This is a genomic window from Gaiella sp. (assembly GCF_035710885.1).
In the GTDB taxonomy this organism is placed as follows: Bacteria; Actinomycetota; Thermoleophilia; order Gaiellales; family Gaiellaceae; genus Gaiella.
This window is the reverse complement of record NZ_DASTCS010000042.1, coordinates 1-15,921: the sequence shown is the minus strand read 5'-3', so window position 1 is coordinate 15,921 and position 15,921 is coordinate 1. Positions and strand designations below refer to the sequence as shown.

At 72.8% G+C, this 15,921-nt stretch carries 17 protein-coding genes; 5 read left to right on the top strand and 12 right to left on the bottom strand.

Annotation, left to right across the window (positions count from 1 at the left end; translation table 11 throughout):
* From VFO26_RS09820 to VFO26_RS09810, 3 genes are all read left to right on the top strand, one after another.
* A partial coding sequence (locus VFO26_RS09820; protein ID WP_325114786.1) for an anti-sigma factor occupies positions 1–465 on the top strand: 465 nt, incomplete at its 5' end.
* Positions 466–675: 210 nt separating this feature from the next.
* Complete coding sequence (gene merB, locus VFO26_RS09815) at positions 676–933, top strand: organomercurial lyase (RefSeq protein WP_325114785.1); 258 nt, start codon at positions 676–678, stop codon at positions 931–933.
* 6 nt (positions 934–939) lie between these two features.
* A complete protein-coding gene (locus VFO26_RS09810; protein WP_325114784.1) occupies positions 940–1,149 on the top strand; it encodes a hypothetical protein in 210 nt (69 codons plus the stop codon).
* A 9-nt stretch (positions 1,150–1,158) separates the two neighbouring features.
* Here the strand turns inward: VFO26_RS09810 and VFO26_RS09805 are convergent, their stop codons facing one another.
* From VFO26_RS09805 to VFO26_RS09760, 10 genes are all read right to left on the bottom strand, one after another.
* Positions 1,159–1,623 carry a hypothetical protein gene (locus tag VFO26_RS09805; RefSeq protein ID WP_325114783.1) on the bottom strand — a complete coding sequence of 155 codons (465 nt, stop codon included), beginning with the start codon at positions 1,621–1,623 and terminating at the stop codon, positions 1,159–1,161.
* On the bottom strand, positions 1,623–3,020 hold the full coding sequence (locus VFO26_RS09800; RefSeq protein WP_325114782.1) for an NADH-quinone oxidoreductase subunit C: 1,398 nt from the start codon (positions 3,018–3,020) through the stop codon (positions 1,623–1,625). The genes VFO26_RS09805 and VFO26_RS09800 overlap by 1 nt, the downstream gene beginning before the upstream one ends.
* Positions 3,017–4,480, bottom strand: coding sequence for a proton-conducting transporter membrane subunit (locus VFO26_RS09795; RefSeq protein WP_325114781.1), 1,464 nt, complete (start codon positions 4,478–4,480; stop codon positions 3,017–3,019). The genes VFO26_RS09800 and VFO26_RS09795 overlap by 4 nt, the downstream gene beginning before the upstream one ends.
* Complete coding sequence (locus tag VFO26_RS09790; RefSeq protein WP_325114780.1) at positions 4,473–5,084, bottom strand: hypothetical protein; 612 nt, start codon at positions 5,082–5,084, stop codon at positions 4,473–4,475. Before VFO26_RS09790 ends, VFO26_RS09795 begins: the two co-directional genes overlap by 8 nt.
* Complete coding sequence (locus tag VFO26_RS09785; RefSeq protein ID WP_325114779.1) at positions 5,081–6,007, bottom strand: respiratory chain complex I subunit 1 family protein; 927 nt, start codon at positions 6,005–6,007, stop codon at positions 5,081–5,083. Before VFO26_RS09785 ends, VFO26_RS09790 begins: the two co-directional genes overlap by 4 nt.
* Complete coding sequence (locus VFO26_RS09780) at positions 6,004–7,950, bottom strand: proton-conducting transporter membrane subunit (RefSeq protein WP_325114778.1); 1,947 nt, start codon at positions 7,948–7,950, stop codon at positions 6,004–6,006. The genes VFO26_RS09785 and VFO26_RS09780 overlap by 4 nt, the downstream gene beginning before the upstream one ends.
* Entirely contained in the window at positions 7,947–8,282 is a 336-nt protein-coding gene (locus tag VFO26_RS09775; RefSeq protein WP_325114777.1) for a metalloregulator ArsR/SmtB family transcription factor, read from the bottom strand. Before VFO26_RS09775 ends, VFO26_RS09780 begins: the two co-directional genes overlap by 4 nt.
* 175 nt (positions 8,283–8,457) lie before the next feature.
* On the bottom strand, positions 8,458–9,804 hold the full coding sequence (locus VFO26_RS09770) for a GGDEF domain-containing protein (protein WP_325114776.1): 1,347 nt from the start codon (positions 9,802–9,804) through the stop codon (positions 8,458–8,460).
* A gap of 248 nt (positions 9,805–10,052) precedes the next feature.
* Entirely contained in the window at positions 10,053–11,183 is a 1,131-nt protein-coding gene (locus VFO26_RS09765; protein ID WP_325114775.1) for an NAD(P)/FAD-dependent oxidoreductase, read from the bottom strand.
* Between the two features lie 44 nt (positions 11,184–11,227).
* The gene (locus VFO26_RS09760) at positions 11,228–12,901 is read right to left on the bottom strand and encodes an FAD-dependent oxidoreductase (RefSeq protein ID WP_325114774.1); all 1,674 of its coding nucleotides are present in this window, start codon (positions 12,899–12,901) and stop codon (positions 11,228–11,230) included.
* Positions 12,902–13,182: 281 nt separating this feature from the next.
* On the opposite strand from VFO26_RS09760, the gene VFO26_RS09755 reads away from it, so the two are divergent.
* A complete protein-coding gene (locus tag VFO26_RS09755; protein WP_325114773.1) occupies positions 13,183–13,767 on the top strand; it encodes a hypothetical protein in 585 nt (194 codons plus the stop codon).
* A 23-nt stretch (positions 13,768–13,790) separates the two neighbouring features.
* On the opposite strand, the gene VFO26_RS09750 is transcribed toward VFO26_RS09755, so the two are convergent.
* Both VFO26_RS09750 and VFO26_RS09745 read right to left on the bottom strand, forming a co-directional pair.
* Positions 13,791–14,465 (bottom strand): M15 family metallopeptidase, encoded by a 675-nt coding sequence (locus VFO26_RS09750; protein ID WP_325114772.1) that lies wholly within the window; start codon positions 14,463–14,465, stop codon positions 13,791–13,793.
* A gap of 10 nt (positions 14,466–14,475) precedes the next feature.
* The gene (locus tag VFO26_RS09745) at positions 14,476–15,333 is read right to left on the bottom strand and encodes an alpha/beta hydrolase (protein WP_325114771.1); all 858 of its coding nucleotides are present in this window, start codon (positions 15,331–15,333) and stop codon (positions 14,476–14,478) included.
* 122 nt (positions 15,334–15,455) lie between these two features.
* On the opposite strand from VFO26_RS09745, the gene VFO26_RS09740 reads away from it, so the two are divergent.
* Positions 15,456–15,921, top strand: a 466-nt coding sequence (locus VFO26_RS09740; protein ID WP_325114770.1) for a cupin domain-containing protein, incomplete at its 3' end; no start/stop codon positions are given.

Genomic DNA, 15,921 nt, shown 5'->3' with positions numbered 1-15,921 from the left:
ACGATGACTCAGCCGCGCCGTCGCGCCTGGAGATCGCCTCTCGCCGCCGTTGGTGCGGGCGCGGCGGTGGCGGCCGCGGTGCTCGTCCTCGCTGTCCGCGCCGGCTCGCCGGCCGGAGAGCTCGAGCTCCAGGCGGTGCTGGCGGCCCCGATCGGGCCTGCCCGCGCGGCGGTCGACGTCCGCGAGACCGGGATCGGCCGCGTGATCACGTTCCGCAGCGATTCGCTCCCGATCCTTCCGAAGGGCGCCTACTACGAGCTCTGGTTCGTCGGCCCGGGTGACCGCGCCGGGCGGCGGAACCGGATCTCCGCGGGGACATTCCATCCCGACCAGCAGGGCCGCTCGGACGCGCGATTCACGGCCGCGGTCGATCCTGCCCGGTTCCCGGTGCTGAGCGTGACCGCCGAGCCGGGCGACGGCGACCCGCGGCCGACCGGGCCGGAGGTGCTCAGGTCACGGACGTGACGCACGTTCTGGGAGACTCGGGCGATCGACGGGCACGACCTCGCGCTGCGCAACGCCACGTACGGCCTGTTCGTCGAGCTGGGGCGCGCGCCGGCGTCCTACGAGGTCGGACGCGCCCTCGGCATCGAGGCCGGCGACGTCGGAGCAGGCTGGGCGCGACTCCATGCGGAGCACGCGCTCGTTCTGGACGACGCGACGGCCGAGCTACGCATGGCAGCCCCGTTCTCCGCCGTCCCCACGCCCTTCCGGGTGCGGGCGGCCGATCGCTGGTGGTACGGGAACTGCGCCTGGGACGCATTCGGCATCTGCGCGGCGCTCCACGTCGACGGCCACATCGAGACCGTGTGCGCAGACTGTCGAGAGCCGATCGTGGTCGAGGTGCGGGACGAGCGACCCGACGACCAGCGCCTTCTGTTCCACTGCCTCGTCCCGGCCGCCCGCTGGTGGGCCGACATCGTCTTCACCTGAAGCGCGATGCATCTCTTCCGGTCGGAGGAGCACATAGACCGCTGGCTCGACGGCCGGGCGCCGGGGGCGACGATCACGGTCTCGAAGCTCAGCGAGCTCGCGCACGCGTGGTGGGGCGACCGGTTGGCGCCGGACTGGCGGCCGCAGACGCGCTTCGAGAACCAGGAGATCCTCGAGCGGCTCGGGCTGACAGGCGAGTTCTGGCGGCTGCCGTAGGCAGGCGCCTCAGCCGGCGTGTGCCCGGTCGACGAGCTCGAGCAGCGCCGTCGCGATCGTCTCCGGTGTCGGGGGACAGCCGGGGATCCGCAGGTCGACGGAGAGCAGCGTGTCCACGGCCCCGAGCAACTCCCCGGGGGAGCCGAGCACGCCGCAGCCGAGGGCGCAGTCGCCGAGCGCGGCCACGAGACGCGGCTCCGGCATCGCCGCGTGGGCGGTGAGCAGCGGCTCCCGCATTCGCGTCGTCACCGGCCCCGTCACGAGCAGCACGTCGGCGTGGCGGGGGGACGCCACGACCCCGAGCCCGAAGCGCTGCAGATCGTAGTAGGGGCTGGCGAGGAGGGTGAGCTCGTGCTCGCAGCCGTTGCAGGACCCCGCATCGACGTGACGGACGGCGAGGCTCCGTCCGCGTCCCGGCGCCGGCAACGAGACGGTGCGGCGAAGGCGGCGGAGATCGCGGAGGAGGGTCAGCATCAGCGGTCGGCGCAGGCGTAGCAGAGCTCGAAGCTCTTGTTGATCAGGGGGAAGTCGGGGAGCAAGTTGTCGGCGGCGGCGAACGCGACGGAGGGCCAGTTCGCGTACGAGCCCGTGCGCAGCCGCACGCGGGCGAGCCGGTCGCCCTCGCGCTCGACGACGCACAGGGTGGCGCCCCGCGCCGACTCGACGAGGCCTACCCCGATCGCCGACCCGGAGCGTGCCGCCGTGGCGAGGGCCGGCCGGACCGGGCCGTCGAGGAGCCTGCCCAGGACGTCGAAGGACTGCCCGAGCTCGAGCGCACGCTGCTCGAGGCGCGCGCGGACGTCGCCGTCCGGCCGCTCGGGCGTCCGCGGCTGGAAGCCGGGATAGTCGAGCCGAGGACTGTCCGCTCGCACGTCGCGTGCCACGCCCGCGGCGCGAGCGGCCGGCCCGACGGTGCCGAGGCGGTCGACCTCCTCCGGCCGCAGGACGCCGACGTCGGGGAGCCGGTCCTGGAAGGAGGCGTTGAACTGCAACTCGCGCCAGCCGCGGGAGGCCTCGCCGCGGATCCGCCCGAGCTCCTCGCGCGCACGGCGAACGGCGTCGGCGTCGAGATCGAGGGAGCTCCCCCCCACCTCGACCGCACCGAAGAGGAACCGGTGCCCGCCGACCACCGCGTTGAGACGACGCGCACGCTCGGTGAGCGCCGCGAAGTGGGTGTTGCCGGCGGCGAGGCCGACTCCGGCGCAGACGGCGGCGATGTCGTTGAGGTGGCTCCAGGTGCGCTCGAGCTCGAGGAGGATCGTGCGCGCACGGGCGAGCTCGGGCGTCGCGTCGAGGCCCCGGGTGTCCTCGCACGCGTGGGCATACGCGAGCCGGTTGGCGACGGCGCACGCGGCGCAGGCGCGGCCGACATACGCCGCCCCATGCTCGAGCGAGCTGCCCTCGGCAGCCCGCTCCAGGCCGCGGTGCTTGTAGAAGAGGCGTGCGTCGAGGTGGAGGATCCGGTCGCCCACGACGTGGATGCGGAAATGCCCGGATTCGATCACCCCGGCATGGATCGGCCCGACGGCCACCTGATACGCATCCTCGCCCTTGACGTGCACCGTCCAGTGGGAGAGCGTCGGATCGTGCTCGACGAGCGGGCGGAGGGGCTCGTGACCGTCGAACCCCACGCCGTAGAGGTCGTGTGCCTCACGCTCGTCCCACCCGGCAGCCGGAACGAGATCGACGATCGTGGGCACGGAGTCCCCAGTCGCGCGGACGGACTCGACCCTCACCGTGCCCTCCGGGCCGACGAGCACGGTGCGAACCACCGCGCCCCCCTCGGCTGCGTGAAGCCCCCCGAAGCGGAAGCCGTCGGCGAGCGCCGCCTGGATCGCCTCCCTGTACGACAGTGCTGCATGGACGGTCATCCGACCCCCCGCACGAGTGCCTCGACGATGTCCGTGTCGGGGAGCCAGAACGCGGCGCCCGCCAGCGCGAGCAGGATCACCGTCGCCGCGGCGCCGAAGGCCACCACGGAGCGCAGCCCGGGCGCGTTCGCGCGCTCGCGGCGGCGGGTGCTGCCACCGGTCGTCTCGACGAGCGCGTGGGCCAGCCCCACGAACCCGAGCGCCAGCAGGACTGCCGCCGCGGCGGCCGCCCACGGCCGCCCCGCGTCGAAGCCCCCGGCGATCACGAGGATCTCGCTCAGGAAGAGCGGCGACGGTGGCAGGCCGGCGAGGGCCCCGAGCGAGATGCCCATCGTCGTGCCGAGCGCGGGCTGGGTGCGCGCGATGCCGGTGACGGCGTGGCCGGCGGCGCGCGGCTCGTGCCCGAGCAGCGGCGTGGCGGCATAGAAGCCCAGGGCCTTGGCGACGGCGTGGCCGGCGATGTGCACCGCCACACCGGCGAGCGCAAGCGGTGTGCCGAAGCCGATGCCGAGCGCGATCACGCCCATGTGCTCGAGGCTCGAGTACGCCAGCAGGCGCTTCCAGGCGAGCGGCCGCCAGAGGAACGGAACGGCGACGCCGAGCGAGACGAGGCCGAAGCCGATCAGCACCGTGCGCCCCGTGCTCTCACCGACCGCGGGCTCGAGCGCCCGCTCGACCCGCCAGGCGACGAGCAGCACTGCCGGGAGCAGGGCCGCGGACAGCAGAGCCGAGACGGGAGGCGGCGCCTCCGAGTGCGCGTCGGGGAGCCAGTTGTGGACGGGCGCCCAACCGATCTTGGCGGCCAGTCCGACGACGACCAGGAGGAACGCGACGAGCGTCGTCTCCCCCGCCGGCACGTCGGCCGACAGCGAGCGCCACGAGAGCACGTCGAGCGTGCCTCCCGGGGTGACGGACGCCAGCAGCACGATCCCGAGCAGTGAGAACCCGAGGCCGAGGGAGGTGAGCAGCAGATACTTCCAGCCGGCCTCCAGCGCGCGCGGCTTGCCGCTGAAGCCGACGAGGATCGCCGACGCGGCGGTCGTGGCCTCGACGAGCAGCCACGCCGCGCCCAGGTTCCCCGCGAGCGGCACGGCGGTCAGCACGGCCACGAACGCCGCCAGCGCGGCGTAGTAGGCGCGCGTCCCGTGCGCCTGACCGAAGAGCCCCGACGGCGTCGAGTGGAGGTAGGCGGGCGAGGCGAGCGCGCTCGCGAGGCCGACCAGGCCGATCACGCCCACCATCAGCCCTGCCGCGGCGTCGATCACCACCCAGTCCGAGACCTCGGGCGCCGACGGGTCGCCGAGCGCGACGATCCCCAGTGCGATCGCGACGAGCCCGGAGAGCACGAGGCCGGCGAGCGCGACGGGCTGCACCACGCGCCGTGGCACGACGGCCACGAGGATCGCCGTGAGCGTCGGCAGCCCCACGACCGCCAGCGCGAGGGCTTCGCGGCTAGTCACGCAGTGTCTCCAGCACCGCCGTGTCCCCCGATCCGAACTCGGCAAAGATCCGCTCGTGGAAGACGACCGCGACGATGGCGATCAGGGTGAGGTCGAGTGCGACGCCGAGCTCGACCGCGAGCGAGGCCCCGCCGGGCAGCTCGATCGCCCCGAGCACGAGCCCGTTCTCGACCATCACGATCCCGAGCAGCTGATGGAGGGTCGCCCGGCGCGTGGCGACGATCGCCGCGCCGAACGCGACGAGCGCGAGCATCGCCCGCTCGGACTGCGAGGACTCCAGCCCGATCGACGGCACGAGCCACGTGAAGGCGAGCGCCAGCCCGACCGCGACCCCCGCACGCGCGAACGGCGCCACCCCGGCGCGGACCGGGCCCGGCTCGCGTGTCCTCGAGACGATGACGAGGAACAACGCGGCGAGCGCAACGCCCCGCACCGCGAGCGCGAATGCGGCGCCGAGATCGTCTGTGTTCGACGCCTCGGCCATCGCCACCCCTGCGAGGAGAAGCGCCTGGACCGTGACGAGACCGACCGCCACCGAGCGTCGGCGCACGACGACGACGGCGAGGCCGAGCGCGACCACCGCCCAGGCGAGCGTGCCGCTCATCCGGTCTCCACGAGCCACGCAACCACGCCGAGCAGGGCAACGAGCGCCGCGACTGCCAGCAGCCGGGGTGCCAGGAGGATGCGCATCTTCGCGACGAGCGTCTCGGTCAGAGCGAGCCCTGCGCACAGCACGGCGAGGACGACGGGCAGAAGCGCGAGCTGCACCCACGGGTCGGTCGGGTGCGGAAGGAAGACCTGCGCCGCGAGGACGAGGACGAGCCAGTGGCGAACCGCGGCCGCCCAGTGCAGCAGCGCGAGGTCGCGGCCCGCGTACTCGAGCAGCGGGCCTTCGTGGATCATCGTCAGCTCCAGGTGGGTGTCCGGATTGTCGACGGGTTGGCGCCCCGTCTCCGCCACGACCACGAGGGCGAACGCGACCGCCCCGAGAGCGAGTGCCGGATCGGTCCATGCCTGCGTGCCGGACGTGCCGGCGACCATCGCCACCAGGTCGGTGGAGCCGGAGACGAGCGCCGCGACCGCCAGCGCGAGCACGAGCGCGGCCTCGACGAACACGGCGATCGTGAGATCCCGGCTCGCCCCCATCAGGGCGAACCCGTTCGCGACCTCCCAGGATGCGGCTGCGACGGCGAAGCGCGCGAGCGCGAGCAGGCCGGCCAGCACGAGCGCGTCCCGGCCGACACCGAGGTCGGGCGAACCGGCTGCGACCGGCACGAGCAGCACCGCCACCGCGACGCTTCCGGCGGTGAGCGCCGGCGCGAGCCGGTAGACGATCCCCGCCCCCTCCACGTCGACGGAGCTCTTCCGCCAGAGCCGCCGGAGCTCCCGGTAGGGCTGCAGCGGCGTCGGCCCGCGACGGCCCTGGAGGCGCGCCTTCCAATGCTGCACCAGCCCGGGCAGGAACGGCGCGAGCGCGAGTCCGCCCACGAGCTGCACCGCCGTCGCGGCTGCCTCCCGGCCGCTCACCCCAGGACCCCCAGCTTCGCCGCCGTGAGCACGACCAGGACGAGCGCGAGCAGGTAGCCGACGTAGGTGCCCAGCCGCCCGCTCTGCATGCGCCTCGCGTGGTGCGCCCCCTCCATCGCCAGTGCCGTCAGCGGCCGATAGAGGCGTTCCTCGAAGAGATGCGGGACGCGGCCCTCGTAGGCGACCTCCTGCACGACTCCTCCCTCGACCCGAACGTCGATCTCACGCTCCGGGCGCAGGACGTCCTCGAGCACCAGGCGCAGCGCCTTGGTGAACCCGGCGCTCGTCCAGTCGAGCCGGCGCTCGACGAGCTGGCCACAGGCCCAGGTCGGAGCGGGAGCGGCGACGCGCCGACCCCGGAGCACGTAGAGAGCGGCAACGAGCGCCACGAGCACGAGCGCGATCCCGCCCGAGCGGAAGAGCCCCGTCCCGGGCAGGTCGAGCCCGATGGACGTGGGGACGGCGCTGGCCCAGGGCGCCAGCCCGACGAGCGATCCGAAGAGGAGGCCCGGCGCCACCCCGAGCAGCACGCAGGCCCCGGCCAGCGCGACGATCCCGGCGCGCATCGGGACGGGCGCCTCCTGCGCGTGTGCGACGGCGTCGCGGCGCGCCGGCCCGAGCAGGACCAGCCCGACGACCTTGACGAAGCAGAGGGCCGCGAGGGCCGCGGTCGCCGCCAGCGCCGCCAGTGCGAGCGCCCCTGCGGTCCCGTCGGCGACGCCGCCGTAGGCGGGCAGCCGGAGGAGGGACTGCAGCGTCGTCCACTCGGACGCGAACCCGTTGAGGGGCGGGAGCCCCGCGATCGCGACGGCTCCGACGAGGAACGCCCCGCCCGTCCATGGCATCCGCCGGATGAGGCCGCCGAGGCGGTCGAGCTCGAGCGACCCGACCGCCTTCTCGAAGGAGCCCGCGCCGAGGAAGAGCAGCGCCTTGAACAGCGCGTGGTTCACGGTGTGGAGCAGCGCTGCGGCCAGGGCGAAGGCCGCCCAGGCGTCGGCCCCCCGCGCGCGGAGCACGAGGCAGGCGCCGAGACCGAGGACGATGATCCCGATGTTCTCGATCGAGTGGAACGCGAGCAGGCGCTTCAGCTCGTGCTGGAAGAGCGCGTAGACGACCCCGGCCACCGACGAGAGGGCGCCGAGTCCCAGTACGAGCACGCCGAGCCACTCCGGCAGGACGCCGAGCCACTCGACGAGGACGCGAATCAGCCCGTAGATCGCGATCTTGATCATCACGCCGCTCATCAGCGCAGAGACGTGCGCGGGGGCGATCGGGTGTGCGAGCGGGAGCCAGACGTGGAGCGGCATCAGACCCGCTTTCGCGCCCATCCCCACCAGGGCGGCGAGCGCGATCGCGATCTGCACGCCCGAGCCGGAGGCGATGACGCTCGGATCGCCGATCGCGCCCTCGCGCGCGAGAAGCAGGATCGCCACCCACGTCCCCGCACCGGCGAGGTGGGTCAGCGCGACGTAGAAGAAGACGGTACGCCGGGCAAGCTCGTCCGCGCGGGCAACCAGGATCACGGCGGCGGGAACGAGCGTCATCGCCTCCCACGCGACGAGGAAGGTGAGCGGATCGCGGGCCACGAGGACGAGCGCCTGCACGAGCACGAACACCGCCGTCAGCGCGCCGATCGCCCGTCCTCGGCCCGACGGCTGCAGATAGCGGGTCGCGAACACGAGCGCCGCAGCACCGACCGCGCCGAGCACGCCGAGGAAGAGGCCCGAGAGGCCGTCGATCCCGACGCGCGGATCGAAGGCGCTCGTGAAGGACGCGCCGGCCGCCTCGTCCGTTACCAGGGCCCAGAGCCCGCCTCCCGCCAGCAGCGCGCACCCCATCCCCTGGGTCGTCAGCCCGAGGGTGAACGAGCGCCGGGCCACGGCCAGCAACCCTCCCGCGGCGACCGCGGCCGCGCCGAGCGACACGACGACCGCGAAGCTCACGGCTCGGAGAGCTCCCGCAGCATCGACTGCTGCTCCTCGAGCCGGCGCGTGACGAGCGCGCGGCCGGCCTCGAGCAGCTCGAAGACCTTCTTGTCGGCGGCCCGGTAGTAGACGCTCGTCCCCTCCCGGCGCGACTCGACGAGGCCGACGCGGCGCAGCGCCGTCAGGTGTTGCGACGTCGGGCCGGACTCGAGCCCGAGCTCGGCCTGGAGCGCGCCGACCGAGCGCTCTCCGTCACGCAGCAGCTCGATGATCCGGACCCGGGCCGGATGGCCAAGCACGCGAAACAGGCCCGACTTCACCTCGTACACGGGGCGCACGTTGTGCGGCACCGGGGCACCATAGCCTAAATCTCAATAGATTTAGAGATAGATAGATTGAAGTGTGACGACACCGGAGCACGGCGGCACAGGGCTCCGATCCGACCGTTCCGGCTGCGTCGGCAGGATCCGCGGTGCGCGCAGCGCCCCCCGGGTGGGCGATCGGACGAGAGGCTCGACGAACGCTCTAGGCGCTCTCGCGCTTGCGCGCGGCCTTGCGCTCGCGCAGCGCCGAGACGGCCCGCTCGAGGAAGACGATCGGGCTCTCGCCGGGCGCCCGCACGCTCGAGCCGACCGACGCCCCCTGGTAGAGGTACCTCAGCGCACGCGGGAGCCGGAGCTGGGCGAGCGCCACCTCCAGCTCGTAGGCGCGCACAGTTGCCCCGTCCTCGTCGAGGTCGGGGCAGCAGACGACGAACTCGTCTCCGCCGGAGCCGTGCAGCCGTGCGACGAGCTCGTCCGGCTGGAGCGACTCCTGGATCGCCGCGCCGACCCGACGGATCAGGTCGTCTCCCGCCTGGTGACCCAGCACGTTGTTGACCGCCCGCAGCCCGTCGAAGTCGACGAGCAGAACGGCAAGCGACGTGTCGCCGTCGATCTCCGCGAGTCGCCGCAGCAGCGCTCGGCGGTTCGGCAGTCCCGTGGTCTCGTCCTGGAGCGCCTGCTCCGACAGCGCGGCGATCTGGCCGAGCGCGTCCTCGAGCGTGCGCCGTGCGCTGATGCTCGGGCCCAGGAGCCGGCCGGCCTGCGCCACCATCACGCGCTCGCGACGCCCGAACCTCCAGCCTCGGCGGAGCACGGCCACCGCCCCGCCGTGCGAGTCGTGAGGTCCGAGCGGAGCGGCGACGACCTCCCACTCCGCATCGCGCGTGTCGACGAAGCGCCCGGTGTCCGCCGCCTCCCGTGCGGCGCGCGACGCGATCTCGACCGCAGCGGCGGCTGCGAGGTCGGGCGCGAACGCCACCTCGTCGGCGACGAGGACGAGCCCGAAGTCGGCCGCCGTCAGGTGCAGCATCGCGCCTGCGGCGGCGTCGAGCAGCTCCACCTCGGGCACCCGGTCGAGGACGACGGCGACGAGCTCGGCGAGGCCCCCGAACGCGTCCTCCTGCCGATAGACCTTCGCGACCATCACCCGCTCGTCGGCGGCCGCGAACACCGCGCGCGGATCTTCGCCCGGTCGCCAGAGAGCTCCTGCAGCGGTCGCGCTCAGCTCGACCGGCGCGGCCAGCCCGACGTCGAACGGCACGGCGAGCGTCTCGGTGACGCGCGTGACGACCCACTCGAGGGCCACGGCGTCCTCGAGGTCGGGCACCAGGAGGGCGAACTCGTCGCCTCCGACCGGTGCGGCGAACCCGGACGGCACAACTCGGACGAGCCGGTCGGCTGCCTCGCGGAGGACCCGGTCGCCGATCTCGGCCCCGTGCCGGTCGTTGACGTCCTTCATGTCGTCGAGGTCCACGAAGACGACCCCGCACGGGCGCTCCTCTGCCGCGAGTCGCGCCTCGAGGCCCGCAAGGTTGGGCAGCCCGGTCACCGGGCGGTCACCCGCGCAGCAGGGGAGCCCGGCTGAGCCGGCCCGATTGCCGCGTGAACACGTCCCCGCTCCCCCAAGATCCCGCTGATCGTCATCGGCGGGAAAAGCGCCTGCATCCCCCGTCCGAGTGATACGGAGCCGACGCTGTTGCCGGGTCACCTCGTTCGCGGGAGGACGGTGACATCCGTCAGGAGCAGCACGGCGTCGACCGACGCGATCGCGTCCTCGAGCGCCTTCCCTCCGGCGTCTCAGCCGAACCAGCGGGCCCGGCGACTCGAGCCGAACCGACGCTTCTCGGCTACGAGCTCGCTCGACGGCGCACGGAACGTACCGGTCGGCTTCGGCCCCGACAGGAAGTCGACGTCGACCTTTCCGACGCGCCCGCCGCCGAACTCGATGTAGCAGCCGCCGCGCCCGTCGTACGCCGGCGGCGGCGCGTCTCCGCGCAGCCGCGCGAGCAGCGAGGCGGCGACGACGCGCGCCGCGCCCTCGGAGAAGACACCCGCCTTCGGGACGCCCACGGTCGCCACGTCGCCGACGGCGTAGACGTTCGGGAAGCGGGTCTCGAGTGTGCGCGAGTCGACGGGGACGTAGCCCTCCTCGGCCATCCCGCTCGCGAGGACGACGTCGGGCGCGCGATGCTTCGGGACGCCGAGGAAGAGCCCGTACTCGAGCTCCGCGCCGTCGTCGAGCACGGCGACGCGGCGCGCTGGATCGAGCGAGCTCACCCGGCGGTCGGGCACGAACTCGATCCCACGCTCGGCGAACTCGGCCAGCAGCGCCGCCGACGTGTCCGGCGACGGAGGCACCGGCGTCCCGAACGGCATCACGAGCGCGATCTCGCACGCGTCCCGGACGCCCCGCTCCACGAGGTGGTGGTGCAGGAGCAGCGCGGCTTCGCTCGGCGCCGGCGGGCACTTGAACGGCGCCCCGCACACGCCCACGATCGCGCGCCCGGCGGTGAAGCCGTGTATGACCTCACGCAGGTGCTCGGCGCCACCGACCGAGTAGAACTCGTGCTGCCCCCCGACGAGCCCCGGTGTCGCCTCGAAGTCGTAGTCGGCCCCGAGCGCCACGACGAGGACGTCCGCCTGATGCACGCCCGCGTCGGTGGTCACCCGGAGCCCGTCGGGGTCGATCGCCGTCACCGTCTCGCGCAGGAACCGCACGCCGGGCTTCGCGAAGCTCGCGTACGGAAGACCAACCTCCTCGAGCGTCTCCCGCCCGAACATCACGTCGAGCTTCGCGTAGCCGAAGACGAAGGCGTCGTTCCCGTCGATCAGCGTGACCCCTGCGCTGTCGCCGAGCGCCTCGGAGAGGAGGGTCGCGAGCTCGAGACCGCCGAAGCCCGCCCCCAGGACGAGGATGCGCGCGTCCACCGGACGAGCCTATCGCCGGGGCCGACCCGGCGCGGCCTCGGGGCCTACCGGTCTACGCTCCCGTCGGCGTCTCTCAGGTACTGGTGCACGAAGGCGATGGCCATGCTGCCCTCGCCGACGGCAGCAGCGACGCGCTTGACGGGGGCGAAGCGCACATCTCCGCACGCGAAGATGCCGGGCACGCTCGTCTCGAGTAGGTAGGGGTCGCGCTCGAGGTCCCAGCGCCCTGCATCTCGCACGTCGGATCCTGTGAGCACGTACCCGCGGCGGTCGAGCGCGATCTCGTCGGGCAGCCAGTCGGTCTCGGCATCTGCTCCGATGAAGATGAACAACCCTCCGGACTCGAGCCGCTTCGACTCTCCGGTCTCGGAGCTCCGGACGTCGATCGCCTCGAGCGAGACGTCGCCGTGCGCGGCCACCACCTCGGTGCGGGCGAGCATGCGGATGTTCGGACGAGACGCGAGATGATCGACGAGATAGCGCGACATGCTCTTCTCTATCCCGTCACCGCGGCAGAGGAGCGTCACGCTCTGCGCGTGGGTCGAGAAGAACAGCGCCGCCTGACCCGCCGAGTTGCCCGCGCCCAGGATGTGCACGTCCAGTCCGTGGGCGTTGGCCGCCTCGCTGCGTGCCGCGCCGTAGAACACCCCTTTCCCCGCGAGCCGGTCGAAGCCCTCGGTCGACAGCCTCCTCCACGTGACCCCGCAGGCGAGGATGATCGTCCGTGCCCGCAGGACGTCACCTCCGTCGAGATGCACCTGACGGGTGGCAGCGTCGATGCGGACGATCGCCCGGGTCACGAGGATCTCCGCACCGAGCCTCCGCGCCTGCTGCAGCGCCCGGCTCGCCAGCTCGTCGCCCGAGACGCCCGACGGGAAGCCGAGGTAGTTCTCGATCCGTGAGGACGTGCCGGCCTGGCCGCCTGGCGCCTCGCGCTCGACGACGATGGTGCGCAGGCCCTCCGATGCGCCGTAGACGGCCGCAGCGAGCCCGGCGGGCCCGGCGCCGACGATCACCGCGTCGTACTCCGCCGCGACGGGCTCCGTACCCAGGCCGAGCAGCTCGGCCACCCTGCGCAGCTGCGGCCGCACGACGGTCTTGCCGTCGACGACGCGAATCGCCGGCCAGTCCCCCTCGGCCGGCAAGGGACCGCCCCACTGCTCCGTGGCATCCGGCGTGTCGGGCGTGAGCCAGGCGTGCGTGATCTGGTTGCGATCGAGGAAACGCCGGAGCTCCGCGCAGGTCGCATCCCACCGATGCCCCACCACGATCGCCCGTGGTGGCGGCGGCTGCGCGGCGAGGCCCTGCAGCCCGCCCGGGCCGCCGATGCGGTTCGCCGCCAGGCTCCCGACCTCCTTCGCGAGGTCAGGCGCCGTGGCCGCGACGGCGTGGTAGTCGTGGGCCTCGACACGCATGATGCGCGAGCTCTCCGCCGCTCGAAACCCGACCGGGAACACCGTGCCGAGCGTGAGCGGCACCTCTCCGAAGACCTCTCCTGGGCGTCGCTCGCCGACGACGCGCTCGATGCCGTCGACGAGCTTGACCGCCTCGATGCGGCCCTCGAGCACGGCGAAGAGAGCGCGCTCGCCGCCCTCGTGCACCGCGTACTCGTCGGGCGCGAGGCGGATGTCGGCCGCTGCGCGCGCCAGCCGCTCGCGCTCCTCGAGCCCCAGCGGCGCGAAGATGGTGACCCGCGCGATCTCGTCGGCCGTCACCATGGCGCGGACCTCCGCCACAGGGCGCCGGCCGCAGACAGCCGCCCGCCCGCATGCGCCTCCGGACCGGCTGCCGCGGGCTCGCGTTCACCGAGAAGTCTCACGTGGCAACGCTACTCACCCGAGGCAGGGCATGCACGCGATGGCACCGGAGCGCTCGGACGCGCACGAGACACGGTGGTGAACGACGTTGCGGGAAGGGCGCGGACGAAATCGGCAATATCCCCGATGGCAAGGCGTGGCGTCCCGGGGCAGGATGGCGTTGGGCGAGAGGAGTGTGAATCATGTCGCTCCGACGCTGTACGGCTTTCGGCGCGTCCCTGCTGGCCATTCTCCTGCTGACGTGTGGCGTCGCGTTCGCGGCCAAGAGCTACTCCGACCGTGCGGGCGACGTCGCGGGCGGACCCGGTCCGGACATCGTCTCGCTGAAGGTGTCCAACACGAGGACGAAGGTCACGTTCGTCCTCCGCTTCGCCAAGGCGCCGCCTCTCCGCGTCAGCGCGCGCGAGGGGTGGATCGACATGCTGCTCGTCGGCATCGACGTCCCGCCACTCGGCCCGCGGCCGATCATCCCCGGCGGCGAGTGGCGCGGCGCGAACTTCGCCCTCGGCACCCATGGCCCGTCCAGGACGGGCCGGATGGTGCGGCTGACGCACCCCGCCGCCGCCGAGTCGCGCCGGGTCGCCACGTTCGGGATCGTCGCCGACGGGTCGACGCTGACCTTCTCCGTCCCGCGCCGTGCTCTCGGCAACCCCGGCTGGTTCACGTTCACGGCCGCGGCGGCGCGCGAGACGGCAGACGAGGGACAAGGCGGAGGCGCGGACTTCGCGCCGGCACGCGGCACCTTCCGCTACGCGCTGACGGGCTGACCTCCGCGTCCCACCGGGCTCGGTCAGTGGCCCGTGGACGAGAAGTGCATGTAGTCCTTCGTCGCGCCGGTCCAGGCGCCGCCCCAGCCCCAGCCGATCGAGCGGAACGCGCTCACCACCGCCGGTGTGACCATGCCGTGGCGAAGCCGCGAGCGGTCCAGGTAGCGGGCGCTCTCCCGGTCGCGTGTCCGCCCGCACCCGACGTACGGGTTCTCGACCGGGTTCAGGTCGATTGCGCGGCCGTATGCGTGGTTCGACCAGCTCCCGGTACCAGAGCCGCCCGAGCACGGCGAAGGCACTGCCTGGCGGCACTCGAACGAGCCGCTGACGTCTCCGTCGGCCGGTCGTGCAGCTTCGGGCCCGTAGGAGTCGGCGAGGCGCATGTGGCGGATCGGGAACCGAAGGCCGTAGAGCTTCCGGAAGACGCCGCGGAGCGAGGCTGCGTACTCGCGCGCGACGATGAGCTGGCCGGTGCGTGCCTCGCCGTCGAACCCCCAGTGCACCACTGTGAGGAGCCGAAGACGAGAGAGGGGCACCGGGCACCCGGGCCGCCAGTAGCGGCCGGTGAGATCCGCCCGGAGCGAGGCCGGCAGCGGTCGCACCGACGAGTCGAACGGACGCTCGGCGGCGGGAGCCGCGGCCGCGGCGGCGAGCCCCAGCGCACCGAGGAGGAGCAGCAACGCGAGAGCGCGCGTCACATCCACGAGGCTATCGCGCGCGACGCCCGGCCGTCACGAAGGCCCTGACGAGCGGCCAGTAACGATCCGGTGCGTCCTTCCAGGGGAAGTGGCCCGCGCCCTGGATCACCTCGAGTGTCGCGCTCCCCTCGGGCAGCGCGTCGACGATCTCCTGGGCGGCGGCGACCGGGGTAACCGGGTCGCGGTCCCCGACACACACCAGCGTCGCGCAGTCGACGTTCGCAAGCTGATCGACGGCGTCGAACGTGCGTAGCAGCTCGAAGCCCTGAGCGTTCACCTCGGGGTTCCGGATCCTGCGGGCAAGCTCGTCCTCATCCGGAACGACAGGCCCGAACACGGCAAAGACGCGGCTCCACTCCTCGTCGGAGACGGAGTCGCCCGAGTAGGAGCGTTCGGCGAGAGCCGCCACCTCGTCGCCACCGAACCTGCGAAAGGCCTCCACGAGCCGCGCCAGGTCGAAGCGGGCTTTCGTGGACTGGAGCACCAGCCCCGAAGCGTGGCCGGGATGGCGCGCCGCGTAGAGCATGGCGACGAAGCCCCCCATCGAGTGGCCGTACACGACCGGCCGCGCGATCCCGAGCGCGTCGCAGAAGGCACAGACGTCGTCGGCGCACACCTCGAAGCACCATGCAGCAGGATCGCCCCACTCGGAGCGGCCGTGCCCTCGCAGATCCAGGTAGATCACCTGTGCGCTCTCCGAGAACTGGGCGAAGTCGGGCTTGAAGTAGGAGTGGTCGTAGCTCCCCGGACCGCCATGCAGCACCAGGAGCGTGGGGCGTTCTCGCATCGCTGCGCCGTCGGGCACGAGCGCAGGACCTTCCACGTCGAACCACAGCCGTGTGCCGTTCACATGCACGTGCATCGTCATCCCATTCTCCACTCGGAACGCAACGAGGCTCCTTTCGTCCGGTCTGCAGAGCGTCCCCAGACCCGGGTGAGAGCACGCTTGCACACACCGGAGACCCGTCCCGAGGTGCGAGAATCGCGTCCGTGCCCGAAGCACAGCTGGAGGACTCCGGATCGGGGCTCACGCCCGTCACCCAGGGCTGGTTCGTCGTCAACGTGCGCGACGCCGAGTGGTTCTCCTCGGAGACGCGGGGCGCGAGGTGCGCCTTCGAGAGCGAGTACGGCGACCCGCCGGTCGAGTTCGCCCAGTTCGGGATCAACGTCACCGTCCTGGAGCCGGGCCAGACCGGCCTCTACCACGCCGAGTCGGATCAGGAGGCGTTCCTCGTCCTGTCAGGGGAGTGCAGGCTGCTCGTCGAGGGCGAGGAGCGACGCCTACGGGCGTGGGATTTCTTCCACTGTCCGCCCTGGACCGAGCACGCCTTCGTGGGCGCAGGCGACGGCCAATGCTTGATCCTGATGTCAGGAGCTCGAGGAGCCGCCACGAGGTCGGAGGAGTGGCAGGTGCGCTACCCGGTGTCCGAGCTCGCGGCGCGCTACGGCGCGAGCG